The following is a 23856-nucleotide window of genomic DNA, read 5'->3' on the forward strand; positions in this document are numbered from 1 at the left end:
CTTCGATCCATTCACAGGAGTTTCAGATGAACATGTCACGTCGCCTCACCCTGCAACTCACGACGCTGGCGGCCGCCTGCATCGTGAGCGGCGGCGCCTTCGCACAGGCCAAGGAAGTCACCTTCGCCCACCAGGACATGCTGGTGCCGCTGCGCCTCGTGATGGAATCCGGCGAGGTCGAGAAGGCCACCGGCTACAAGATCAACTGGCGGATGTTCAACGGCGGCGGCGACGTGATCCGCGCGATGGCCTCGGGCGACGTGCAGATGGGCGAGACCGGCTCCAGCCCGCTGACCGCCGCGGCCAGCCAGGGCCAGGACATCAAGCTGTTCTGGATTTCCGCCGACATCGCCGACGCCGAGGCGCTGGTCGCCCGCAACGGCTCCAACATCAACAGCATGAAGGACCTGGCCGGCAAGAAGGTGGCCACGCCCTTCGTGTCGACCGCGCACTACCAGCTCATGGCCGGCATGAAGATGGACGGCGTCGACGGCAAGAGCGTCAACGTCATGAACATGCGCCCGCCCGAGATCGCCGCCGCCTGGGAGCGCGGCGACATCGACGCCACCTTCATCTGGGACCCGGTGCTGTCGAAGATCAAGAGCAACGGCAAGGTCATCGCCACCTCGGGCAGCATCGGCAAGCGCGGCGCGCCCACCTTCGAGGGCATCGTCGTCAATGCCAAGTGGGCCGAGGCCAACGAGGCCTTCATGGTCGCCTTCGTGAAGGCGCTCAACCGCGCGAACGAGGAGTACAAGGCCACCGGCAAGACCTGGACGGCCGACTCCGCGCAGACCAAGGCCATGGCCAAGTGGACCAAGGCCAACCCGGCCGACGTCGGCCCGGCGATGGCGCTCTACACCTTCCCGACCTATGCCGAGCAACTCTCGCCGACGTGGCTCGGCGGCGGCGCAGCCAAGGCCATGGCCGGCACGGCGGCTTTCCTCAAGGAGCAGGGCCGGGTGCAGGAAGTCAAGCCCGACTACAACGCCTTCGTGACCACGACCTACGTGCAGAAGGCGGCGGCGTCCAAGTAGCCCTTCGCACACAGCAAGGAGCCCGCATGCCGACCCTCGACATCCGCGACCTCACGGTCAACTACGCCATCAAGGGCGGCACGCTGCAGGCGCTGGCTCCCGTCAACCTGACGATGCATGGCGGCGACTTCACGGTCGCGCTCGGCGCGTCGGGCTGCGGCAAGAGCACGCTGCTGAATTGCATCGCCGGCTTCCTGCCGCCGTCGAGCGGCGAGATCCTGCTCGACGGCCAGCCCGTCACCGGCCCGGGCGCCGACCGCGGCGTGGTGTTCCAGAAGCATGCCTTGATGCCCTGGCTCAACGTGCGCGACAACGTGGCGCTGGGCCTGCGCCTCAACGGCATGGGCAAGGCCGAGCGCGATGCCGTCGCGCTGGCCAAGCTGCGCCTTGTCAGCCTGGAGAAGTACGCCGACCGTGCGGTGTACGAGCTGTCGGGCGGCATGCAGCAGCGCGTCGGCATCGCCCGCGCGCTGGCCAGCGACCCGGCCGTGCTGCTCATGGACGAGCCGATGGGCGCACTCGATGCCTTCACCCGCGAGACGGTGCAGGAGATCTTGCTGCAGGCCTGGGCCAAGGCGCAGAAGATGGTCTTCTTCATCACGCACTCGGTGGAGGAAGCGCTGTTCCTCGGCACGCGGCTGATCGTGATGAGCCCGAGTCCTGGGCGCATCTCGCATGTGTATGAAGACGTGCCGTTCTCGCGCCAGTTCCTCGCGCACGGTGATGCACGCAAGGTCAAGTCGGAGCCGGAATTCATCCGCATGCGCGAGGAGGTGCTGGCCATCATCCATCACCGGGAGGTGGCGCATGCCTGACGTGACCATTGCTTCGCCCGTCGTGGTGTCGCCTTCTTCCTCCGCACCGCCGGCCGCACCGGTCGTCGCGACCGCCGGCGGCAAGCTCAAGACCAGCGCCTTCAAGGTGCCGGGCGAGGGCTCCAGCGTGGTCATCAGCGTGGTCACGGTGGTCGTTCTGGTGGCGCTGTGGGCCATCGCCACCAACATTGGCTGGATCAAGCCGCTGTTCCTGCCCACGCCGCAGGCCGTGTTCCAGCAGTTCTACGAATACCTGACCGGCCAGGCCAACGACAAGCCGCTGTGGCAGCACTTCCTGGCCAGCATGTTCCGCGTGTTCTCGGCCTTCATCCTGGCCTGCGTGACGGCCATCCCGGTCGGCATCGCGATGGGCATGAGCCGTGTCGTGCGCGGCATCTTCGACCCGCCGCTGGAGTTCTACCGCCCGCTGCCGCCGCTGGCCTACCTGCCGCTCATCATCATCTGGTTCGGCATCGACGAGACGCCCAAGATCCTGCTGATCTTCCTGAGCTGCTTCGCGCCGCTCGCGCTCGCCGCCCGTGCTGGCATGCGCAGCGCCTCGCAGGAGCAGATCAACGCGGCCTACTCGATGGGCGCGAGCTACATGCAGGTGATCCGCCACGTGATCCTGCCCTCCGCCATGCCCGACATCCTGATCGGCATGCGCATTGCCATCGGCTTCGGCTGGACCACGCTGGTGGCCGCCGAGATGGTCGCGGCCAACATGGGGCTGGGCCAGATGGTGCTGAACGCTTCCAACTTCCTGCGCACCGACATCGTGATCATGGGCATCATCGTGATCGGCGTGGTGGCCTACCTGTTCGACCTGCTGATGCGCTGGGTGGAGCGGACCGTGGTGCCGTGGAAGGGGCGGATGTAGGGCGCGGACTGGCGCCTGAATTCAAAAGCAAGCGCCGGAGTGGCGCTGCGCAGGTCATTGCCTAAAGTCAATCCCACCCACTCAGGAACGAAAGGATGGGCAAGATGAACATGATGATGACCCCCGCCGAGCTGCAGGCTGCCGCCACAATCAACGACCCACGCTGGGCCGCGGTGCAGGCGCGCGACGGCCGCTTCGACGGGCAGTTCTTCTATTCGGTGAAATCCACCGGCGTGTACTGCCGGCCCTCGTGCGGCGCACGCCTGGCGCGGCCAGAGAACGTCACCTTCCACGAGTCCACGGCCGATGCAGAACGCGCGGGCTTCCGGCCCTGCAAGCGCTGCAAGCCCGACCAGCCGCCGCGTGCGCAACGGCAGGCCGGGATGATTGCCGACCTGTGCCGCTTCATCGAAACCGCCGAGCAGGCGCCGTCCCTCGACGAACTGGCCCAGCGCGCCGGCATGAGCCCCTATCACTTGCACAGGGTGTTCAAGTCGTCGACGGGTGTCACACCCAGGGCCTACGCCATGGCGCACCGCGCCAGCCGCGTGCGCGAGGCCCTGGGCCGCAACGACACCGTGACCGATGCGATCTACGATGCCGGCTACAACGCCAACAGCCGTTTCTACGAGGAATCGGACCACCTGCTGGGCATGACGCCAAGCGCCTTCAAGGCGGGTGGCGCCGACACCGACATCCGCTTCGCCATCGGCCAGTGTTCGCTCGGCGCGATCCTCGTGGCGCGCAGCGGGCGCGGCGTGTGCGCGATCGAACTGGGTGATGACCCCGAAGCACTGGCTCGTGCCTTGCAGGACCGCTTTCCGCAGGCGAGGCTGACCGGCGATGACCCGGAATTCGATCGGCTGGTGGCGGAGGTGGTCGGCCTGGTCGAAGCGCCCGGCCATGGCCTGGACCTGCCGCTCGACGTGCGCGGCACGGCGTTCCAGCAACGCGTGTGGCAAGCCTTGCGCGCCGTGCCCGTTGGCGAGACGGTGAGCTACTCGGAGATCGCCGACCGCATCGGCGCGCCGAATGCCCACCGCGCCGTGGCGCAGGCCTGCGGAGCCAACACGCTGGCGATCGCGATACCGTGCCACCGCGTGGTGCGCAGTGACGGCGCGCTGTCCGGCTACCGCTGGGGCGTCGAGCGCAAGCGCGCGTTGCTGGACCGCGAGCACGAGGCCGTCGCATGAAGGTGGACTGGGAGGCCGTCGGGCAGTCGCTCGACGCGGAAGGCCACGCCATCATCGAGGGGCTGCTGACGCCCGCGAAATGCGATTCGCTGGCAGCCCTCTATGCCAGGGACGAGCTGTTCAGAAGTCGTGTCGTGATGGCGCGCCACGGCTTCGGCCGCGGCGAATACAAGTACCTCGCGTATCCCTTGCCGCCGCTGGTGGCGCGGCTGCGCGAGGCCTTCTATCCCAGGCTCATGCCGATCGCCAACCGATGGCACCAGGCCATGGGCATCGACGTGCGCTTTCCGCCGACGCACGAAGAGTTCATCGCGCGCTGCCACGCGGCGGGCCAGGTCAGGCCGACGCCGCTGCTGCTGCAATACGGGGAGGGCGACTACAACTGCCTGCACCAGGACCTGTACGGCGAGCATGTGTTTCCGTTGCAGGTGGCGGTGCTGCTCTCGGAACCCGGCCGCGATTTCACGGGTGGAGAATTCGTCATGACCGAGCAACGCCCGCGCATGCAGTCGCGCCCCATCGTCCTGCCCTTGCGCCAGGGCGACGCGGCCATCATCGCGGTGCACCATCGGCCGGTGCAGGGCACGCGCGGACCTTATCGCGTGAACCTGCGGCATGGCGTGAGTCGCGTGCGCTCGGGCCACCGGCACACGGCGGGCATCATCTTTCACGACGCGGCTTGACGATGCGTGACCTGTTCGAAGCCGAGGAGGGCCTGTCGCTGCCGATCGTGCCGGGCGCCGTGCTGCTGCGTGCCTTCGCATGTGACCGCGCGCCGCAACTGCTGGGCGACCTGGAAGCCGTGCTCGCGTCCTCGCCATGGCGGCACATGACGACGCCGGGCGGCTTCCTCATGTCGGTGGCCATGACCAACTGCGGCGCGCTCGGTTGGGTCAGCGACCGCACCGGCTACCGCTATGACCGCATCGACCCGGCCAACGGCAAGCCATGGCCTGCGATGCCCGAATCGTTTCGCGCACTGGCCCGCGGCGCGAGCGCAGCGGCCGGTTTCGAGGATTTCGAGCCTGACGCCTGCCTGGTCAACCGCTACGAACCGGGCGCCCGCCTGTCCTTGCACCAGGACCGCGACGAGCGCGACCACGCCCATCCAATCGTCTCGGTGTCGCTGGGCTTGCCGGCCGTGTTCCTCTTCGGCGGCCTTCAGCGCGCCGACAAGTCCAGCCGCCTGCCGCTCGCGCACGGCGACGTGGTCGTCTGGGGCGGCCCCGCAAGGCTCAACCACCACGGCATCCTGCCGCTCAAGGAGGGCGAGCATCCCTTGACCGGACGCTGCCGCATCAACCTGACCTTCCGCAAGGCCGGTTGATTCCCGCGCCTGCCTAGTCAGTGCGCGTGTTCGCGCTCGACAAGGCGTTTCAACGCGCGCGTGCCGGCTGCGAGCGCGGCTTCGTACGAGTCGAAATCCTTCTCGGCGGTCTCGACATCGCGTACCGCGTCGCCATTGGCGTCGGACTCGATCAAGGCCCAGAAATACGAGCCTGCGACAGGCTCCCGAACAACGAGTTTGGTGTGTGTCATGGCAGCGATGTTGGTCTTGTGCAAGGGGCTTTTCTGTAGGTCATTTGCCCTGTTGCATCCTCCATCATCTGCCCTTGGGTCGCGGCGCGGAAGACGGTTCCCATGAGTCCGGCGTGGTTGCAACGAGTTGCTTCAGGTCGTTCCACGGCTTCGCGCCCGGAATGCGCGTGGCGCCCGTCACCGCGCCCTTCGCAAACGCGACCATGCGCTCTTGCAGGTAGCGCAAATCCTGCACCGGCCAGGTCTCGATCGAATGCGGTCCGCGCGCCACGACGATCTCCTTCAGCCCGCCGATGCGGTCATAGGCCGCGATCGTGCCTTCCACCGTTTCGGCGCGGTCCCACAGCCCCTTGCCGAAGAAGGCCGCCGGCCATTTGTCCATGCCTGCGAGCGGCGCGGAGTTGGGATAGAAGACGATGTGGTGATCGGCCGCCATGCCGCCCAGGAACAGGTTGCGATCGGCCAGGTCGGGCGACACGCCCACATAACCTGCGCCGCTCGCGAAGGACGACAGCAGGATCGCGCCCTTGATGTTCTTCCATCCCTTGGCCGGCGTGCAGGTGGGCGTCTGCATGTCGTAGCTGCACGATTCGGAGAAGTTCCTGGTCATCGCCCATGCCGTCGACATGGAGCCGCGCGAATAGCCGCCGAGCAGGATCGGAAGGGTGTCGGCCTTCATGCCGGCCAGCAGCCTGCCGCGCGCGGCCGGGCCTTCGAGCAACTGGCCGGTCGGCGTCAGCATGCGCATGCCATCGCCGCTCTCGAGCTGTGCCAGCACGCGGAACACGTCCTCGCCCTGTTCGAGCGTGTTGGTGTCGCTGAAGCCGCCGGACAAGCCCTCGCCGCGCCGGTCGTAGGCCAGCACGTCGAAGCCGGCCTGGTTGAGCGCGTGCAACTGGTCGCGCCACCAGCGCTGGCCCATGGTCTCGGTGGTCGCGTTGGGGAAGCGGATGGCGACCGTCTTGCCCGTCGCCGGGTCGATGCGGTAGGACTTCTCGTCCGGGTGCTGGATTGCCGTGAGCTGCCCGCCGCCGCCGGGCGCCATCACGACCAGCGCGTGCAGCTTGCCACCCTTGCCATCGTCGACGCCCGCGCCTTCGATGTACCAGCCGCGCAGCTTGATCAGGTCGCGCATGTTCAGGTCGATGCGCTCGAAGGCGTCGCGCGGCGCGGTGAACTCGACGGTGTAGGTGCGGGCCTCGTCCGCGGCGATGGCCTCGTTGTAGGGGGCCTTGGCGAAGAAGGCGGGCCGGCGGATCTGCTTCAGGTCGACCAGGCCATCCGGGTCGATCTTGCCGGAAGGGTCGAGCACGCCGGTGGAGCGCGTCGCGCGCTCCTTGTTGGGTGGCAGCCAGCGCTGCATCTGCGCATCGATGCGCTTGAAGCAGGCGGCGTCGGCCTTGCAGGCAGCCCAGCGGGCCTTGAGCCTGGCGTCGGTGAATTCGTCGACGTTGTAGTCGTTGCCGGTGTAGTTCGCGGGCGGCTTGTTCGCGGTCTGGAGGAAGGGCACGCACACGGTGCCGCCGCTGGCTTGGGGAAGCAGGTAGCCAGGGATCTCCGCGTCGCGATCGGTGCCGACCCAGGCCCGGCAGTCGGTGGGCGGCGGCGACATGCGCGAGACGCGCTGCATGCCCGGGTCGCCGGCCGAGCAGGCGGCGAGGGCCGCGATGGCGAGGGCCGCGAACGCAGCGGCAGCGCCACGCCGCGCTGCAGGGAATTTCGACATGGATGCCTCCGTGTGATTCGTTGGGGAAACTCGGGTCAACCGCCCTCGGTGGCGGACTTGTTCAGCGTCTCCTATCCCGCCAACAACTTCTGCACCAACTCGGCGGTGGTGCTCGCACTGTACTTGCGCATCAGCCGCGCGCGGTGCAGTTCGACGGTGCGGTGGCTGATGCCCAGCGCCTTGCCGATCTGCTTCGAAGTCATGCCCTGCATCACATGCGCCGCCACCTCGCGCTCGCGCGGCGTCAGGTCCGCCGCCTTGCCGGAGCGGCGCGAGCCGAGGTCCTCGAAGGTCCAGATGCCGGCTTCGTGCGGCGCGGCCCGGTTCAGTGCATGGCCGCTGACGTGGCACCAGAAGGTCTCGCCGCGCAGCGGGCCGTCCAGCCTTTTCATCATCCGGTTGTCCGCGTAGCGCCCGCTGGCGTTCAGGATCGGCTCCATGCGCTTGCCGATGCGCTCGAATTCGGCGACGCTCGGGTACAGCACGCGAAACGACTGGCCGATCAATGCCTCGCGCGTGGCCCCGAACATCTCGCACAGGCGTGCGTTGCAGTCGACCATCGTCCGGTGGCGCGACAGCACCATGCCCACGGGCGCGTTCTCGAAGGCCAGGCGGTAGTCGATATCGGGTGTGCCCATTACGAATTACTACGTATGCGACTACGTAGTATCGTTGCCGCAGTTCCAAACGTGTTTTTTCAACCCACTCGACCCAAGGATTCCACGCCATGGCGAACAAGATTTTTCCCTCCGCCGATGCGGCGCTGAAGGGCATCGTGGCCGACGGCCAGACCCTCGCCGTCGGCGGCTTCGGCCTCTGCGGTATTCCCGAGGCGCTGATCGACGCGCTGCACGATTCGGGCGTCAAGGACCTGACCTGCATCTCCAACAACGCGGGCGTCGACGGCTTCGGCCTCGGCAAGCTGCTGGAAACGCGGCAGATCAAGAAGATGGTCGCGAGCTATGTCGGCGAGAACAAGGAGTTCGAGCGCCAGTACCTGGCGGGCGAACTGGAACTGGAATTCACGCCGCAGGGCACGCTCGCTGAGAAGCTGCGCGCCGGCGGCGCCGGCATCCCGGCTTTCTTCACCAAGACCGGCGTCGGCACGCAGGTCGCCGAAGGCAAGGAACTGCGTGAGTTCGACGGCGAGACCTACGTCATGGAACGCTCGCTGGTGCCCGATGTGGCACTCGTCAAGGCCGACGTGGCCGACAAGTCCGGCAACCTGCGCTTCCGCCTGACGGCGCGCAACTTCAACCCGGCGGCGGCTATGGCCGGCAAGGTCTGCATCGTCGAAGTCGAGAAGATCGTCGAGGTCGGCGAACTGGCGCCGGACGACATCCACCTGCCGGGCGTCTACGTGCACCGCATCGTGCTCAACGCCACACCCGAGAAGCGCATCGAGAAGCGCACCGTGAGCGCATCGGCGCCGGTCGACCCGGTCGCCGCCAAGGTCGAGGCCCAGGCCGCCATCGCCCAGGCCGCCGCCGGCAGCGAAGTGCCCGCCGTCCCCGTGAAGAACACCAAAGGAAACTAAGATGCCCTGGACCCAAGACCAAATGGCTGCACGCGCAGCACAGGAACTCGAAGACGGCTTCTACGTCAACCTCGGCATCGGCATCCCGACCCTGGTCGCGAACTTCGTCGGCGACAAGGAAGTCTGGCTGCAGAGCGAGAACGGCATGCTGGGCATCGGCCCGTTCCCGACAGAGGACCAGGTCGACGCCGACCTCATCAATGCCGGCAAGCAGACCGTGACCACGCTGCCCGGCAGCGCGATCTTCGGCAGCCATGACAGCTTCGCGATGATCCGCGGCGGCAAGATCAACCTGTCGATCCTCGGCGCGATGCAGGTGAGCGCCAAGGGCGATCTGGCCAACTGGATGATTCCCGGCAAGATGGTCAAGGGCATGGGCGGCGCGATGGACCTCGTGGCCGGCGTGAAGCGCGTGATCGTCCTCATGGAACACGTCGCGAAGAAGAAGGACGGCACCACAGACCTGAAGATCCTCGATGCCTGCACCCTGCCGCTGACCGGCGTGGGCGTCGTCGACCGCATCATCACCGACCTGGCCGTGATGGACGTGACGCCCGAGGGCTTGAAGGTGACGGAGCGTGCGCCCGGCGTGAGCTTCGACGAACTGCAAGGCAAGACGGGCTGCAAGCTCATCCAGTGATCCAGCTGAGCGAGCGCGCCTTCGGGCGCATGCCGGACGGCCAGGACGTGGTCGAGTACACGCTCGACAACGGCCGCGGCCTGAAAGTGTCAGCCATCAACTACGGCGGCATCGTGACCGCGCTGCATGTACCGGACCGCGACGGGTGCAGCAGCAACGTCGTGCTGGACCTGCCGACGCTCGCGGATTACGTCGAGCGCAACCCGAACTTCGGCACGATCGTCGGGCGCTTCGCGAATCGCCTGGCCGGTGGACGTTTCGAGATCGACGGCATGAAGCACCAGGTCACGCTGAACAACGGCCCCAACTCGCTGCACGGCGGCAATCGCGGCTTCGGCAAGCGCTGGTGGCACATGGCGCCGGTGCAGCACGAGGGCGCCACGGCGCTCGAACTGCGCTACACCAGCGCCGATGGCGAGGAAGGCTATCCCGGCGAAATGCGCGTGATGGTGCGCTATTCGCTGGGCGCCGAGGCCAACGAATGGCGCATCGACTACCAGGCGGCCTGCGATGCACCGACCATCGTCAACCTGAGCCACCACGGCTACTTCAACCTGGGCGGCACGGGTTCGATCCTCGACCACCGCCTCACGCTTCATGCGAGCCGCTATGCGCCGGTGGATGCGACGCTGATACCCACGGGCCTGGCCAACGTCGACGGCACGCCCTTCGACTTTCGCCTGCCCGCAACGATTGGTGCGCGCATCCGTCAAGCGCATCCGCAACTGCTCACCGCAAAGGGCTACGACCACAACTGGGTGCTGGACCGGACGGACGCGGGCAGCAATGGCTTGTCGCTTGCCGCACGCGTCGAGCACGACCCCTCCGGCCGCGCGATAGAGGTCTGGACGACGGAGCCCGGCGTGCAGTTCTATTCGGGCAACTTCCTGGACGGAAGCCTTGCCGGAAGCGCAGGCGTCGTCTGGCGGCAGGGGGACGGTTTGTGCCTGGAGACCCAGCACTTTCCCGACTCGCCGAACCACCCGGATTTCCCTTCCGCGACCCTGCGGCCAGGAGAGGTTTTCCGCAGCTGCACGGTGCATCGCTTCGGAGTTTTCTGACCGCCGCGTGACTTGACCGACAGGCTGTCTGGGGGACTAGCCACGCCGCATCCAGCGTGGTTGAATGCAAATATGAGTCACCCCAAACTCAAGGTCGACCGGACGATTCATGGGGCGGTCTTGCTGGCTGCCCTGGTGCCGGCCTTTGCCGATGCGCAGGCGGTGTCGGCCGACGCCAACCCCAACGCGTGGCGCTATTCCTTGTCGGTGTACGGCTACCTGCCAAACTTCGGCGGACAGTTCGACGCGCCCACTTCTCCCGGCGGCCCCAACCTGGCGTTCAACGCCGGCCAGGTCGCCGACACCCAGAAATTCAGCTTCTCGGGTTCCTTCGGCGTCCACAACGGGCGCTGGGGCGCATTCAGCGATGTGCTGTACTTGAACCTCGCGGGCGACAAGCCCTACAGCCGCGATTTCTCGCTCGGTAGCGGCCCGATCCCCTTGAACAGTGCCGCAGACCTCAGCGTGGGGCTCAAGGGCTCGGTCTGGACGCTGGGCGGCGAATACCGCGTGATTTCGGAGCCGGTGCTGACGCTGGACCTGCTGGCCGGCGCCCGGATGTTCGCGATGCAGCCCACGATGCGCTGGAACGTCCTCGGCGACGCGGGCTCGCTCCAGCCCGTCACCCGTGTCGGCGGCACTTCGAGCACCGAGACGCAATGGGACGGCATCTTCGGCCTCAAGGGCCGCTACGCGATGGGCAGCAATGGAAGATGGTCACTACCGTTCTACTTCGACGCCGGCACGGGCCAGTCACACCTGACCTATCAGGCAGCCGCCGGCGTGAGCTATTCCTACTCGTCGATCGAACTCACCGCGATGTGGCGCTACCTGTCGTACGACATGAAGTCCGGCGGGCCTGTCGATAACCTGCGCTTCAATGGGCCGATGGTGGGGGCGACGGTGCGCTGGTAAGTCAGCCGCCAAACAGATTCGCCGCCACGCCGCCGCCGTCGATGCGCACGGCAAACAGCCCGCCAGCCAGCGGCTCCGCCTCCAGTTGCTCGGCGGTCAGTCCGCTGGTGGCGCTGGTAATGAACATCGTGCACATGTCGGCCCCGCCAAAGGAACAGGTGGTGATGTGGCGCGTGGGCAATACCAGACGGTATAACTCGGCAGCGCTCACGGGGTCGTGGCAGGTGACGCAGGAGGCGCCCCAGTGGGCAATCCAGAGGCGGCCGGCTGCATCGGTGGTCATGCCGTCGGGGAAGCCGTCGCCCTTGGCGAAGCGTAGCCACTGGCGCTTGTTGGACAAGCTGCCCGTGGCCGTATCGAAGTCCCACGCGTAGACACGTGAAGTCACGGTGTCGTTGAAGTACATCGCCTTGCCATCCAGCGACCAGGTCGGGCCGTTGCTCACGGCAATGCCGGTCTCGTGCTTCGTGCACTGGCCATCGGGGTCGTAGCGGTACAGCGAGCCGGTCGGCGCCACGCAGTCCCTGTCCATCGAGCCACCCCAGAAGCGGCCTTGCGCGTCGCACTTGCCGTCGTTGAAGCGGTTGGCCGTGAGTTCGGGCTCGGGCTGGTGCAGGTACTCTGGCTGGCGATCCGGCCGGGCCGGGTCGAACAGGGCGAAGCCGCGCCGCAGCGTCACGATCAGGCCGGGCTGGCTCGCGCGTTCGGCCACGGCGGAGATTTCGTCATCGAATTCCCAAGTCGCGCGCAATCCATCAGCCGGTGTGAAGCGATGAAGGCGGCGCGACAGGATGTCGACCCAGTACAGGGTTTGCTCGCGCTGCGACCAGCACGCGCCTTCGCCGAGCGCGGCGGCGGCGGGCCAGATGCATTCCAGGGGGCCGAGCAAGGTTGGCGGGGGCGGGGTGGAGAGCTGTGTGTTCATGCGGTTGTTGTGCTTGTTGGAGGCGAGGTGCCGCGAATCGTAGAGCAGCCTGGCGACAGGGGGCGAAACCCGTGCCCGAACCGTGATGGCCGGTGCGCATGATCAACCTGCACGGTGCTGAATCCTTCAGGCGTCGCGGGAGCTTCGGCAGTGGGTCAATCCATCTCCAACCGCCGCCCATAGACCCCCAGGCTCTCGCTCTTCAACGCATTCATCATGATCTTCGCCGCTGGCGACAGCAGCCGGTCGGTGCGCGTGATGATGCCGAACATGTCCATGTGGCAGGGCAGTTCGATCGGCAGGATGGCAACGATGCCGTGTGAGGCGTAGTACTGCGCCACGTCGCTCGCGAGCACGGCGATCATGTCGCTCTGCTGCAGCATGCGCGTGATGAACAGCAGGGCCGCGCTCTCGATCACGTTGAGCGGTGGCGGCAGGCCTTCCTCCTGGTACATCAAGTCGAAGCGGTGGCGCAGCACGCTGCCCGCGGGCGGCACGATCCAGCCGGCCGACACCACGTCGCGCAGCGTGAGCCCGCTCATGCCCAGCAGCGGATGGCCAGGGCGCACCAGGGCGCACACCGGTTCCTCGGTCAGGGCTTCATAGCGCAGCTTGGACTTGTCGTGCTCCGCGAACAGGCGGGCCACGAGGATGTCGAGCTTGCCTTGCTCCAGCCGCTCCATCAGCACCGGGCTGGTCTCGATCTCGACGGAAATACGCAGGTTCGGTCGCTCGCGCTTGACCGCGGCCACCGCGCCGGGGAGCAGCGCCAGGCCGGGCGCGGTGATCACGCCGACGTTGACCTGCCCGAAGCGGCCGGCCTTCAACGCGTTCAGTTCATCGTGCGCCTCGTTCAGCGTGGCTAGCGCGATGCGGGCATGCCGGATCATGGTCTCGCCATACCAGGTCGGCCGCATGCCGCGCGGCAGCCGGTCGAACAGCGACACCTCCAGCACGTCCTCCAGGTCCTTCAGCAGCTTGGATGCGGCCGGCTGGGTCATGTTGAGCACCTGAGCGGCGCGGTGGATGTTGCCTTCTTCCGCCAGTGCCACGAGCAGCAGCAGCTGCCGGGTCTTGAGTCGCGCACGGATGAACCAGTGCGTGTAGTTGGTCATATCGGGTAAACGTCAATGCTGAAATTGGTATCGATTCAACCCAATTTACGATTTGAAAGATATTGGTGGCATTCCTACACTCGCGCCACTTTGAAACGCAGTGACCTGACCCAACGCGCTCGCCATTACATCAATGGCCGCTGGGAGACAGGCGTGACCACCGGCCTGAGCGAGAACCCTTCGGATACCAGCGAGGTTGTCGCCGAATACGCCCGGGCCGACCGCATCCAGACCGAGCTGGCGATCCGCGCCGCCGCCGATGCCTTCCGGCACTGGAGCCACTCCACGCCGCAGCGTCGCGCGGATGTGCTCGACCAGATCGGCAGCGAGATCCTGGCGCGCAAGGATCAACTCGGCCTGCTGCTCGCACGCGAGGAGGGCAAGACCTTGCCGGAGGCCGTTGCCGAGGCGACGCGGGCCGGGCAGATCTTCAAGTTCTTCGCTGGCGAGGCCTTGCGCGCGGGCGGTGAAAGCATGGCCTCGGTGCGACCCGGTGTGCATGTCGATGTCACGCGCGAGCCGGTCGGCGTGGTCGGGCTGATCGCGCCGTGGAACTTTCCGCTGGCGATACCGGCCTGGAAGATCGCGCCGGCGCTGGCCTATGGGAACACCGTGGTGTTCAAGCCGGCCGAGCTGGTGCCAGGCTGCGGCTGGGCGCTGGCGGACATCATCAGCCGTGCGGCCTTGCCGGCGGGCGCCTTCAACCTGGTCATGGGCAGCGGGCGTGAAGTGGGCCAGACATTGGTCGACAGCCCCCTGGTCGATGCCTTGAGCTTCACCGGTTCGGTGGAGACGGGCGAGCGCGTGCTGCAGGGGGCCACCGCGCGGCGCGCCAAGGTGCAACTGGAGATGGGCGGCAAGAACCCGCTGGTGGTGCTGGCCGATGCCGACCTCGACAAGGCGGTCGATTGCGCCGTGCAGGGCGCCTACTACTCGACCGGCCAGCGCTGCACGGCGTCGAGCAGGCTGGTGGTCGAGGCCAAGGTGTTCGATGCGTTCGTGGCGCGGCTGCGCGATCGAATGGCGGCCCTGCGCGTCGGCCATGCGGTGGAGCCGGGCGTCCACATCGGCCCTGTGGTCAGTCGTGCGCAACTGGCGCAGAACCTCGCGTGGATGACTATTGCGCGAGAAGAGGGCGCGGAGCACCTGTTTGGCGGCGAGCCCCTGCAGCGCGCAACGGTCGGCCACTTCATGAGCCCGGCGCTGTTCCTTGCAAAGCCTGAGCACCGCGTGGCGCGCGAGGAAATCTTCGGACCGATCGCCTGCGTGCTGCGGGCCGACGACTACGAGCATGCGCTGGCCCTGGCCAACGACACGCCCTTCGGTCTCTGCGCGGGCATCTGCACCACCTCGCTCAAGCACGCGATGCATTTCAGGCGTCACGCCCGGGTCGGCATGACGATGGTCAACCTGCCGACAGCGGGTGTCGACTACCACGTGCCCTTCGGCGGGCGCAAAGGATCGAGTTACGGCCCGCGCGAGCAGGGCCGTTACGCAGCGGAGTTCTATACCTCGGTCAAGACGGGCTACATGCTGGCCTGATCGCGACCGGGGTCGAACATTTTTGTCACTACGCCAACAGGAGAACATCACCATGAAACTGACACGCCGCACCCTGACCAAGGCACTTGCCTCCGCATCGCTCACGGGCCTGCTCCCGGCCGCTGCCTTTGCGCAAAACAAGATCGTGCTCGGCTTCGCCCAGGTCGGCGCAGAAAGCGAATGGCGCACGGCCAACACGGAGTCGATCAAGTCCTCGGCCGCTGCGGCGGGCATCGACCTCAAATTCTCCGACGCGCAGCAGAAGCAGGAGAACCAGATCAAGGCCATCCGCTCCTACATTGCGCAGAAGGTCGACGTGATCGCGTTCTCGCCCGTCGTCGAGACCGGCTGGGACACGGTGCTGCTGGAGGCCAAGGCCGCGAAGATCCCGGTGGTGCTGACCGACCGCTCGGTCAACTCGAAGGACACCTCGCTCTACGTGACCTTCATGGGCTCCGACTTCATCGAGGAAGGCCGCAAGGCCGGCAAGTGGCTGGTCGAGAAGATGAAGGACAACAAGGGTCCGATCAACATCGTCGAGCTGCAGGGCACCGTGGGCTCCGCACCGGCCATCGACCGCAAGAAGGGCTTCGAGGAAATCATCAAGGCCGACCCCAAGTTCAAGATCACCCGCTCGCAGACCGGCGACTTCACCCGCGCCAAGGGCAAGGAGGTGATGGAAGCCTTCCTCAAGGCGGACAAGAACATCAATGTGCTCTTCGCGCACAACGACGACATGGCCATCGGCGCGATCCAGGCCATCGAGGAAGCGGGCCTCAAGCCGGCCAAGGACATCACCATCATCTCGATCGATGCCGTGAAGGGCGCCTTCGAAGCCATGATCGCGGGCAAGCTGAACGTCTCGGTGGAATGCAGCCCGCTGCTCGGCCCACAACTGATGAGCGCCGTGAAGGACATCAAGGCCGGCAAGTCGCTGCCCAAGCGCATCGTGACGGAAGAAGGCATCTTCCCGATGGAAGTGGCTGCCAAGGAATTCCCGTCACGGAAATATTGATACCTGGCCATCCGCGGCCCGGTGAAAGCCGGTTCCGCGGCTGTTAACGGAACGAGAATCGCAGCCCGCAGTACAACTCACAACACACACCCCAAGGAGAACTTTCATGAAACGCACTTTCCTCAAGACCCTGCTTGCCGGCATCGCCGCCACGGGCCTCATCGGCGTGGCCTCGCTCGCGCAGGCGCAGGACAAGGGTCCGATCGCGATCTCGATGCCGACCAAGTCCTCGGCCCGCTGGATCGCCGACGGCAACAACATGGTCAAGTACTTCAAGGAGAAGGGCTACAAGACCGATTTGCAGTACGCGGACGACGACATTCCGAACCAACTGGCGCAGATCGAGAACATGGTGACGAAAGGCTCCAAGGTGCTGGTGATTGCAGCCATCGACGGCACCACGCTGTCCGACGTGCTTCAAAAGGCTGCTGACAAAGGCGTGAAGGTCATCGCCTATGACCGCCTCATCAAGGGCTCGAAGAACGTCGACTACTACGCCACCTTCGATAACTTCCAGGTCGGCGTCCTTCAAGCGCAATCCATCGAGAAATCGCTCAAGCTGAAGGAAGGCAAGGGCCCATTCAATATCGAACTCTTCGGCGGCTCGCCGGACGACAACAACGCCTTCTTCTTCTACAACGGCGCGATGTCGGTGCTCGACCCCTACATCAAGAGCGGCAAGCTGGTGGTGCGCAGCAAGCAGATGGGCATGGACAAGGTCGGCACGCTGCGCTGGGACGGCGCGGTGGCGCAGGCGCGCATGGACAACCTGCTGTCGGCCTACTACACCAAGGACCGCGTGGACGCGGTGCTGTCGCCGTATGACGGCCTGTCGATCGGCATCCTGTCCTCGCTCAAGGGCGTGGGCTACGGCTCGGCTTCGCAGCCGATGCCGGTGGTGACGGGCCAGGACGCGGAAGTGCCTTCGGTCAAGTCGATCCTGCGCAAGGAACAGACCTCCACCATCTTCAAGGACACGCGCGAGCTGGCCAAGGTGACGGTGGCGATGGTGGAAGCCATGGCCTCGGGCAAGACGCCTGAAGTCAACGACACCAAGACCTACAACAACGGCGTGAAGGTCGTTCCCTCCTACCTGCTGAAGCCGGTGAGCGTGGACATCAGCAACTGGAAGCAGGTGCTGATCGACAGCGGCTACTACACCGAGGCGCAGGTCAAGTAAGGCCTTCGCCTGTCTGATCCCTGCGAGGAAGACGGGAGAGAAGAATGAGCGACAACATCCTGGAGATGCGCGGCATCACCAAGACGTTTCCGGGGGTGAACGCTCTCGACAACGTCAACCTCGCGGTGCGCGCGGGGGAGATCCATGCGGTCGTCGGGGAAAACGGCGCCGGCAAGTCGACGCTGATGAAGGTGCTCAGCGGGGTCTACCCCGCCGACACCTACACCGGCGAGATCCACTACGAAGGCCAGCTCCGGCGCTTCAAGAGCATTGCCGACAGCGAGAAGCTCGGCATCATCATCATCCACCAGGAGCTGGCGCTGGTGCCGCTGCTGTCCATTGCCGAGAACATCTTCCTCGGCAACGAGACGGCGCGCGGCGGCGTGATCGACTGGTTCGAGGCCTATGCGCGGACGCGCGAGCTGCTCGCCAAGGTGGGCCTGCACGAGCAGCCGACCGCGCTCATCACCAACCTGGGCGTGGGCAAGCAGCAACTGGTGGAGATTGCCAAGGCCTTGTCGAAGGAGGTCAAGCTGCTGATCCTCGACGAGCCCACCGCCAGCCTGAACGAAAGCGACAGCGATGCGCTGCTGATGCTGCTGCTCGGCCTGAAGGCGCAGGGCATCGCGTCGATCATCATCTCGCACAAGCTCAATGAGATCGCCAAGGTGGCCGATTCCATCACCGTGTTGCGCGATGGCGGCACGGTCGAGACGATGGACTGCCGCACCACGCCGATCAGCGAGGACCGCATCATTCGCGGCATGGTCGGGCGCGACATGGCGCACCGCTATCCGCAACGCTCGCCGAAGATCGGTGAGACCATCTTCGAGGTGCGCGACTGGCGCGTCTTCCATGAGCTTCACGCCGACCGCGAGCAGATCAAGGGCGTGAACCTGCATGTGCGCAAGGGCGAGATCGTCGGCATCGCCGGCCTCATGGGGGCAGGGCGGACCGAGTTCGCGATGAGCGTGTTCGGCCGCTCCTATGGGCAGAAGATCAGTGGCACGGCGCTGATGCACGGCAAGGAAGTCGACCTCAGCACCATCCGCAAGGCGATCGACCACGGCATCGCCTACGTCACGGAAGACCGCAAGGGCTACGGGCTGGTGCTGGAGGAAGACATCAAGACCAACATCAGCCTTGCCAACCTGGAGGCGGTGTCGAGTGCCATGGTGATCGATGAGGGGCGCGAGTACCAGGTGGCGGCCAACTACCGCAAGGCGCTCAACATCCGCTGCTCCGACGTGTACCAGCAGGTGGTCAACCTGTCGGGCGGCAACCAGCAGAAGGTGGTGCTGAGCAAGTGGCTCTTCGCCAAGCCCGAGCTGCTCATGCTCGACGAGCCCACGCGCGGCATCGACGTGGGCGCCAAGTACGAGATCTACACCATCGTCGACCAACTTGCGAGCGAGGGCAAGGGCATCCTGATGATCTCGTCGGAGATGCCCGAGCTGCTGGGCATGTGCGATCGCATCTACGTGATGAACGAAGGGCGCTTCGTCGCCGAATACGTGGCCGGCGAGGCCACCCAGGAAAAGATCATGCGGGCCATTGTCAATTCGGGGAGTTCAGTCCATGACGAGTGAAGTGAAAGGGGCCATCGCGCCCACGGCCGCGACGCCTGCCGTACCAACGGGCGCGGCGGCTTCCGGCACCGGCTTCATCAAGAACAACCTGCGCGAATACGGGATGCTGATCTCGCTGGTCGCGATCATGGTGCTGTTCCAGGTGCTGACCGACGGCACGCTGATGCGGCCGTTGAACCTCACCAACCTGCTGCTGCAGAACAGCTACATCGTCATCATGGCGCTGGGCATGCTGCTGGTGATCGTGGCCGGGCACATCGACTTGTCGGTGGGCTCGGTGTGCGGGTTCATCGGCGCGCTGGCGGCGGTGCTGATGGTGGAGTACGACTGGCACTTCGTGCCGACGACCATCGTCTGCCTCATCGCGGGCGGCGTCATCGGTGCTTCGCAGGGGTACTTCGTCGCGTACTTCCGCATCCCGTCGTTCATCGTGACGCTGGCGGGCATGCTGGTGTTCAAGGGCTTGTCGCTGGCGTTGCTGGCAGGGCAATCGGTCGGGCCGTTTCCGGAGGCGTTCCAGCGGCTCAGCTCGGGCTTCATTCCCGACGTGCTGGGCGGGGAGTCGATGCGCACCACCTCGGTCGTGCTGGGCGCGACTGCAGCGGCGGCCATGATGTTCGTCGCGCTGCGAGGTCGCGCCAAGCTGGCGCAGCATGGGATGGCGCAGGAGCCCTACGCCTTTTTCCTGGTCAAGAACCTGTTCTTCGCCGGCGTGGTGCTCTACCTGAGCTACCTGCTGGCGTCGTACAAGGGCCTGCCGAACGTGTTGATCGTGATGACGGTGCTGATCGTGGCCTACGACTTCGTCACCAACCGCACCACGGTGGGCAGGCGCATTTATGCGCTGGGCGGCAACGAGAAGGCGGCGCGGCTGTCGGGCATCAAGACGCAGCGGCTCGCGTTCCTGACCTTCGTGAACATGGGCGTGCTGGCGGCGCTGGCCGGGCTGGTGTTCGCCGCGCGGCTGAACACGGCGACGCCGAAGGCCGGGCTGGGCTTCGAGCTGGACGTGATCGCAGCCTGCTTCATCGGCGGCGCCTCGGCATCGGGCGGCGTGGGCAAGGTGATGGGTGCGGTGATCGGCGCCTTCGTGATGGGCGTGATGAACAACGGCATGTCGATCCTCGGCATCGGCATCGACTACCAGCAGGTGATCAAGGGCCTGGTGTTGCTGGCCGCGGTGTTCGTGGACGTGTACAACAAGAACAAGTGAAGGTATGAAGTTCGCTCCCAGTTCCCTGCTGGCCGAGTTTGCGGACTGGGGGCGGGATCACGCCGACGGCGTGCTCTGCTCCGCGAATGTCCCCCGGCCTTCGGCCTCCTCCTTTATTTCGCTGCGCAGAGCACACCATCGACGTGATCAGTTATGGCCGGGGGTTCTCGGCCGGCACAGCGCGGCGTGTCCGGGGCCGAGGGCATCGGGTGTTCCCCGCAGCGAAATAAAGGAGGAGCCGAAGGCGGGGGACATTCGCGGAGGGGAACACCCGGTGTCCTCGGCCCGCGCGCCGCACGAGGTTCATGCGACCCGGCAGACGCATGGCGTCATGGAGAACTGAAATGCAAGTCTCCCCCGTGCTGGAGCTGACCGGCATCTCCAAGGACTTCTCCGGCGTCAGCGTGCTGCGCGACGTGCAGTTGCGGCTTTATCCGGGCGAGATCCATGCGCTGATGGGGCAGAACGGTGCGGGCAAGTCGACCTTGATCAAGGTGCTCACGGGCGTGTTCCCTTCGAGCGGCGGCGAGATGCGGCTGGGTGGCGAAACGATCCGGCCATCGTCGCCGCTGGAGGCACAGAAGCTGGGCATCAGCACGGTCTACCAGGAGGTGAACCTGTGCCCGAATCTCTCGGTCGCGGAGAACGTCTTTGCCGGACGCTATCCGCGTCGCGGTGCGGCGCAGGGTTTTCGCATCGACTGGGCGATGGTGAATCGCCAGGCCACCGAGCTGCTGGCGCGCATCGGGCTTGACATCGACGTGACGCGGCTGCTGTCGTGCTACTCGGTGGCGGTGCAGCAGATGGTCGCGATCGCGCGTGCGCTGGGCGTGCAGTCGAAGGTGCTGATCCTCGATGAGCCGACGTCGAGCCTGGACGACGACGAGGTGCACAAGCTGTTCGAGGTGCTGCGGCGCCTGCGCGGAGAGGGCCTGGCGATCGTCTTCGTCACGCACTTTCTCAACCAGGTTTATGCCGTGTCGGACCGCATCACGGTGCTGCGCAACGGCGCATGGGTGGGCGAGTGGCGCGCGAGCGAACTGGGCTCGCAGGCGCTGATCGCGGCCATGCTCGGGCGTGAACTGGCGGCGCAGTCGGCGCGCCCGGCCGCGCTGCCTGCATTCGACGAATCCGCGACCGCGCTGTTGCAGGCGAAGGAGATCGGGCAGGCCGGGCAACTGCAGCCGATGGACCTGCGCGTGCAGGCCGGCGAGATCGTGGGACTGGCGGGTTTGCTGGGGGCAGGCCGCACGGAGCTGGCGCGGCTGCTGTTCGGTCTGGAAGCGCCCGACCGCGGCGTGCTGAAGATCGATGGCAAGACGGTCAGGTTCGCGAACCCTGTCGATGCGATCCAGCAGGGGCTGGCCTTGTGCCCCGAGGAGCGCAAGACCGATGGCATCGTGGCCGAGTTGTCATTGCGCGAGAACATCGCGCTGGCGTTGCAGGCGCGGCTGGGCGCGCGGCGCTTCCTGTCGAAGGCGGAGCAGACGGCGCTGGCGGAGAAGTTTGTCGTTTCGCTGGGCATCAAGACGACCAGCGTGGAGACGCCCATCGGGCTGCTCTCAGGCGGCAACCAGCAGAAGGCCATGATCGCGCGCTGGCTCGCGACCGAGCCGCGCCTCCTGATCCTCGACGAGCCGACGCGCGGCATCGACGTGGCGGCCAAGCAGGAAATCATGGAGCAGATCCTCAAGCTGGCGCAAGCAGGCATGGCGGTGCTGTTCATCTCGTCGGAGATGAGCGAGGTGGTGCGCGTGGCACACCGCATCGTGGTGCTGCGCGACCGGCGCAAGGTGGGCGAACTGCCCGGCGGCGCGAGCGAAGACGACGTGTACGAAATGATCGCAGCCGAACATGCCTGAAGCAAAGTCCAGCCTTTTCAATGCCTTGATGAAGCACCGCCTCGCGTGGCCGCTGGTCACGCTGTTCCTGCTGCTCGCGCTGAACACGGCGTTCAACGCGAGCTTCCTGCACATCGAAGTGCGCAACGGGCATCTGTACGGCAGCCTCATCGACATCCTGAACCGCGCCGCGCCGCTGGTGCTGGTGTCGCTGGGCATGACGCTGGTGATCGCGACGCGGGGCATCGACATCTCGGTGGGCGCGGTGGTGGCGATCGCGGCGGCGCTCGCGGCCTGGATGATCGGTGGGTCGGTCAAGCCGGATGTGAGCCGCTTTCCGATGTGGCTGGCACTTGTCTCCGCGGTGGCGCTGGCCTTGGTTTGCGGCCTGTGGAACGGGCTGCTGGTCGCCAAGGTCGGCATGCAGCCGATCATCGCGACGCTGATCCTGATGGTGGCGGGGCGCGGCATCGCGCAGCTCATCACCGAAGGGCAGATCATCACGATCTACTACGCGCCGTATTTCTTCCTGGGCAGCGGCTACCTGCTGGGGCTGCCGTTCTCGGTGTACATCGCGGCGGCGGTGTTCGCGCTGCTCTACCTGGCCATCACCCGCACGGCGCTGGGCCTGTTCATCCAGGCGGTGGGCATCAATCCGACGGCAGCGCGCGTGTCGGGCATCCAGGCACGGCGACTCATCGTGGGGGCCTATGCGTTCTGCGGCATGTGCGCGGGGATCGCGGGCTTGCTGATCAGCTCGAACGTGAAGAGCGCGGACGGCAACAACGCCGGGCAACTGCTGGAGCTGGATGCGATCCTGGCGGTGACGCTTGGCGGCACGGCGCTGACGGGCGGGCGCTTCAGCCTGGTGGGAAGCGTGATCGGGGCGTTGATCATCCAGACGCTGACCTACGCGATCTATTCGCTGGGCGTGCCGCCGGAGATCAATCTCGTGGTGAAGGCGGTGGTGGTGTTCCTGGTGATGCTGATGCAGTCGGCGGAGTTTCGGGCCACCGTGCGGGGGCTGGTGCAAAGGCCGGCGTTGGGGGATTTGCGATGAGTGCGGTGTTGAGCAAAGACTCTCCCTCACCCCGGCCCTCTCCCGCGCGCGGGAGAGGGAGGGGGAAGCTGAATCCGAAGTACTGGCCGCTGGCGGCGACCATCTCGCTGTTCGTCGTGATGGCTTCGCTTGGCTCGGTGATGTACACGGGCTTCTTCTCGGCGCAGGTGTTCCTGAACCTGCTGATCGACAACGCCTTCCTCATCGTGGTCGCGGTGGGCATGACCTTCGTGATCCTCTCGGGCGGCATCGATCTTTCGGTGGGGTCGGTCATCGCGCTGACCACGATGGTGTCGGCCTCGCTGGTCGAGAAGCACGGCTGGAGCCCGCTTGCCGTGATTCCGCTGGTGCTGCTGATGGGCACGGCGTTCGGCGCCTTCATGGGCCTGCTGATCCAGCGCTTTCGGCTGCAGCCCTTCATCGTGACGCTGGCCGGCATGTTCCTGGCACGCGGGCTTTGCTACGTGATCAGCATCGACTCGGTCAGCATCCAGAACGAGTGGTACACGCAGGTCTCGCAGATCCGCATCCCGGTGTGGGGCGATGCATCTGTCTCGATCAGCGCGGTGATCGCGATCTTTGTGGTGCTGGTGGCCATCTTCGTCGCGCATTGCACGCCGTTCGGGCGCACCGTTTATGCGATCGGCGGCAGCGAGCATTCGGCCTTGCTGATGGGCCTGCCGGTGCGCTCGACCCTGATTGGCGTCTACACGCTCTCCGGCTTCTGCTCGGCGCTGGCAGGCGTGATCTTCACCTTCTACATGCTCTCGGGCTACGGGCTGCATGCGGTCGGGCTGGAGCTGGATGCCATCGCGGCCGTGGTGATCGGCGGCACCTTGCTCACGGGCGGCGTCGGCTACGTGGCCGGCACGCTGTTCGGCGTGCTGATGCTGGGCATCATCCAGACGCTGATCTCCTTCGACGGCACGCTGAGCTCCTGGTGGACGCGCATCGTCGTCGGCGCCTTGCTGTTCGTCTTCTGCCTGCTGCAACGCTTCTTCACCTCGCGCGCGCCAAGGCGCTGACCTTCCCC

23 protein-coding genes are annotated in these 23856 nt (G+C 65.9%); 18 read left to right on the forward strand and 5 right to left on the reverse strand.

What is annotated here, in order from left to right; genetic code table 11:
• Window positions 1–26 precede the first annotated feature (26 nt).
• The 6 genes from tauA (at window position 27) to alkB (ending at window position 5252) form a co-directional block, all read left to right on the forward strand.
• Entirely contained in the window at window positions 27–1037 is a 1011-nt protein-coding gene (gene tauA, locus HCU76_RS11120) for a taurine ABC transporter substrate-binding protein (protein WP_218509269.1), read from the forward strand.
• A gap of 26 nt (window positions 1038–1063) precedes the next feature.
• A complete protein-coding gene (locus HCU76_RS11125; protein WP_218509270.1) occupies window positions 1064–1852 on the forward strand; it encodes a taurine ABC transporter ATP-binding protein in 789 nt (262 codons plus the stop codon).
• On the forward strand, window positions 1845–2732 hold the full coding sequence (locus HCU76_RS11130) for an ABC transporter permease subunit (protein WP_218509271.1): 888 nt from the start codon (window positions 1845–1847) through the stop codon (window positions 2730–2732). The genes HCU76_RS11125 and HCU76_RS11130 overlap by 8 nt, the downstream gene beginning before the upstream one ends.
• A gap of 110 nt (window positions 2733–2842) precedes the next feature.
• On the forward strand, window positions 2843–3925 hold the full coding sequence (ada, locus tag HCU76_RS11135; protein ID WP_371319800.1) for a bifunctional DNA-binding transcriptional regulator/O6-methylguanine-DNA methyltransferase Ada: 1083 nt from the start codon (window positions 2843–2845) through the stop codon (window positions 3923–3925).
• The gene (locus HCU76_RS11140; RefSeq protein WP_218509273.1) at window positions 3922–4608 is read left to right on the forward strand and encodes a 2OG-Fe(II) oxygenase; all 687 of its coding nucleotides are present in this window, start codon (window positions 3922–3924) and stop codon (window positions 4606–4608) included. The genes ada and HCU76_RS11140 overlap by 4 nt, the downstream gene beginning before the upstream one ends.
• 2 nt (window positions 4609–4610) lie before the next feature.
• A complete protein-coding gene (alkB, locus tag HCU76_RS11145) occupies window positions 4611–5252 on the forward strand; it encodes a DNA oxidative demethylase AlkB (RefSeq protein ID WP_218509274.1) in 642 nt (213 codons plus the stop codon).
• Between the two features lie 17 nt (window positions 5253–5269).
• On the opposite strand, the gene HCU76_RS11150 is transcribed toward alkB, so the two are convergent.
• The 3 genes from HCU76_RS11150 to HCU76_RS11160 all read right to left on the reverse strand — a co-directional run bounded on the left by HCU76_RS11150 (window position 5270) and on the right by HCU76_RS11160 (window position 7828).
• The gene (locus tag HCU76_RS11150) at window positions 5270–5464 is read right to left on the reverse strand and encodes a hypothetical protein (protein ID WP_218509275.1); all 195 of its coding nucleotides are present in this window, start codon (window positions 5462–5464) and stop codon (window positions 5270–5272) included.
• Window positions 5465–5528: 64 nt separating this feature from the next.
• Entirely contained in the window at window positions 5529–7190 is a 1662-nt protein-coding gene (locus HCU76_RS11155; protein WP_218509276.1) for a lysophospholipase, read from the reverse strand.
• Window positions 7191–7261: 71 nt separating this feature from the next.
• Complete coding sequence (locus HCU76_RS11160; RefSeq protein ID WP_213953650.1) at window positions 7262–7828, reverse strand: LuxR C-terminal-related transcriptional regulator; 567 nt, start codon at window positions 7826–7828, stop codon at window positions 7262–7264.
• Window positions 7829–7917: 89 nt separating this feature from the next.
• Between HCU76_RS11160 and HCU76_RS11165 the strand changes: the two genes are divergently transcribed.
• The 4 genes from HCU76_RS11165 to HCU76_RS11180 all read left to right on the forward strand — a co-directional run bounded on the left by HCU76_RS11165 (window position 7918) and on the right by HCU76_RS11180 (window position 11343).
• Window positions 7918–8727, forward strand: a complete 810-nt coding sequence (locus HCU76_RS11165; protein WP_218509277.1) for a CoA transferase subunit A — start codon at window positions 7918–7920, stop codon at window positions 8725–8727.
• 1 nt (window position 8728) lies between these two features.
• Complete coding sequence (locus tag HCU76_RS11170; RefSeq protein ID WP_218509278.1) at window positions 8729–9367, forward strand: 3-oxoacid CoA-transferase subunit B; 639 nt, start codon at window positions 8729–8731, stop codon at window positions 9365–9367.
• Window positions 9364–10428: an aldose epimerase family protein gene (locus HCU76_RS11175; RefSeq protein WP_371319792.1), complete on the forward strand. Its 1065-nt coding sequence runs from the start codon at window positions 9364–9366 to the stop codon at window positions 10426–10428. The genes HCU76_RS11170 and HCU76_RS11175 overlap by 4 nt, the downstream gene beginning before the upstream one ends.
• Before the next feature lie 72 nt (window positions 10429–10500).
• Complete coding sequence (locus tag HCU76_RS11180; RefSeq protein WP_218509279.1) at window positions 10501–11343, forward strand: hypothetical protein; 843 nt, start codon at window positions 10501–10503, stop codon at window positions 11341–11343.
• A 1-nt stretch (window position 11344) separates the two neighbouring features.
• On the opposite strand, the gene HCU76_RS11185 is transcribed toward HCU76_RS11180, so the two are convergent.
• Both HCU76_RS11185 and HCU76_RS11190 read right to left on the reverse strand, forming a co-directional pair.
• Window positions 11345–12268: an SMP-30/gluconolactonase/LRE family protein gene (locus tag HCU76_RS11185; protein WP_218509280.1), complete on the reverse strand. Its 924-nt coding sequence runs from the start codon at window positions 12266–12268 to the stop codon at window positions 11345–11347.
• Window positions 12269–12423: 155 nt separating this feature from the next.
• Complete coding sequence (locus tag HCU76_RS11190; RefSeq protein WP_213953655.1) at window positions 12424–13383, reverse strand: LysR family transcriptional regulator; 960 nt, start codon at window positions 13381–13383, stop codon at window positions 12424–12426.
• A gap of 90 nt (window positions 13384–13473) precedes the next feature.
• Here HCU76_RS11190 and HCU76_RS11195 point away from each other — a divergent pair, with 90 nt between their 5' ends.
• The 8 genes from HCU76_RS11195 to yjfF all read left to right on the forward strand — a co-directional run bounded on the left by HCU76_RS11195 (window position 13474) and on the right by yjfF (window position 23848).
• Complete coding sequence (locus tag HCU76_RS11195; protein ID WP_218509281.1) at window positions 13474–14925, forward strand: aldehyde dehydrogenase family protein; 1452 nt, start codon at window positions 13474–13476, stop codon at window positions 14923–14925.
• A gap of 52 nt (window positions 14926–14977) precedes the next feature.
• Entirely contained in the window at window positions 14978–15940 is a 963-nt protein-coding gene (locus HCU76_RS11200; protein WP_218509282.1) for an ABC transporter substrate-binding protein, read from the forward strand.
• Between the two features lie 106 nt (window positions 15941–16046).
• A complete protein-coding gene (gene chvE, locus HCU76_RS11205; RefSeq protein ID WP_213953658.1) occupies window positions 16047–17120 on the forward strand; it encodes a multiple monosaccharide ABC transporter substrate-binding protein in 1074 nt (357 codons plus the stop codon).
• Between the two features lie 44 nt (window positions 17121–17164).
• On the forward strand, window positions 17165–18709 hold the full coding sequence (gene mmsA, locus HCU76_RS11210) for a multiple monosaccharide ABC transporter ATP-binding protein (RefSeq protein WP_218509283.1): 1545 nt from the start codon (window positions 17165–17167) through the stop codon (window positions 18707–18709).
• Window positions 18699–19922: a multiple monosaccharide ABC transporter permease gene (mmsB, locus tag HCU76_RS11215; protein ID WP_218509284.1), complete on the forward strand. Its 1224-nt coding sequence runs from the start codon at window positions 18699–18701 to the stop codon at window positions 19920–19922. The genes mmsA and mmsB overlap by 11 nt, the downstream gene beginning before the upstream one ends.
• Before the next feature lie 344 nt (window positions 19923–20266).
• Complete coding sequence (locus tag HCU76_RS11220; RefSeq protein ID WP_256354122.1) at window positions 20267–21784, forward strand: sugar ABC transporter ATP-binding protein; 1518 nt, start codon at window positions 20267–20269, stop codon at window positions 21782–21784.
• A complete protein-coding gene (locus HCU76_RS11225; RefSeq protein WP_218509285.1) occupies window positions 21777–22823 on the forward strand; it encodes an ABC transporter permease in 1047 nt (348 codons plus the stop codon). Before HCU76_RS11220 ends, HCU76_RS11225 begins: the two co-directional genes overlap by 8 nt.
• A complete protein-coding gene (gene yjfF / locus HCU76_RS11230) occupies window positions 22820–23848 on the forward strand; it encodes a galactofuranose ABC transporter, permease protein YjfF (RefSeq protein WP_218509286.1) in 1029 nt (342 codons plus the stop codon). Before HCU76_RS11225 ends, yjfF begins: the two co-directional genes overlap by 4 nt.
• The last annotated feature ends 8 nt before the right edge of the window (window positions 23849–23856 follow it).

It is taken from the genome of Variovorax sp. dw_308 (assembly GCF_019207085.1).
Taxonomy (GTDB): Bacteria; Pseudomonadota; Gammaproteobacteria; order Burkholderiales; family Burkholderiaceae_C; genus Variovorax.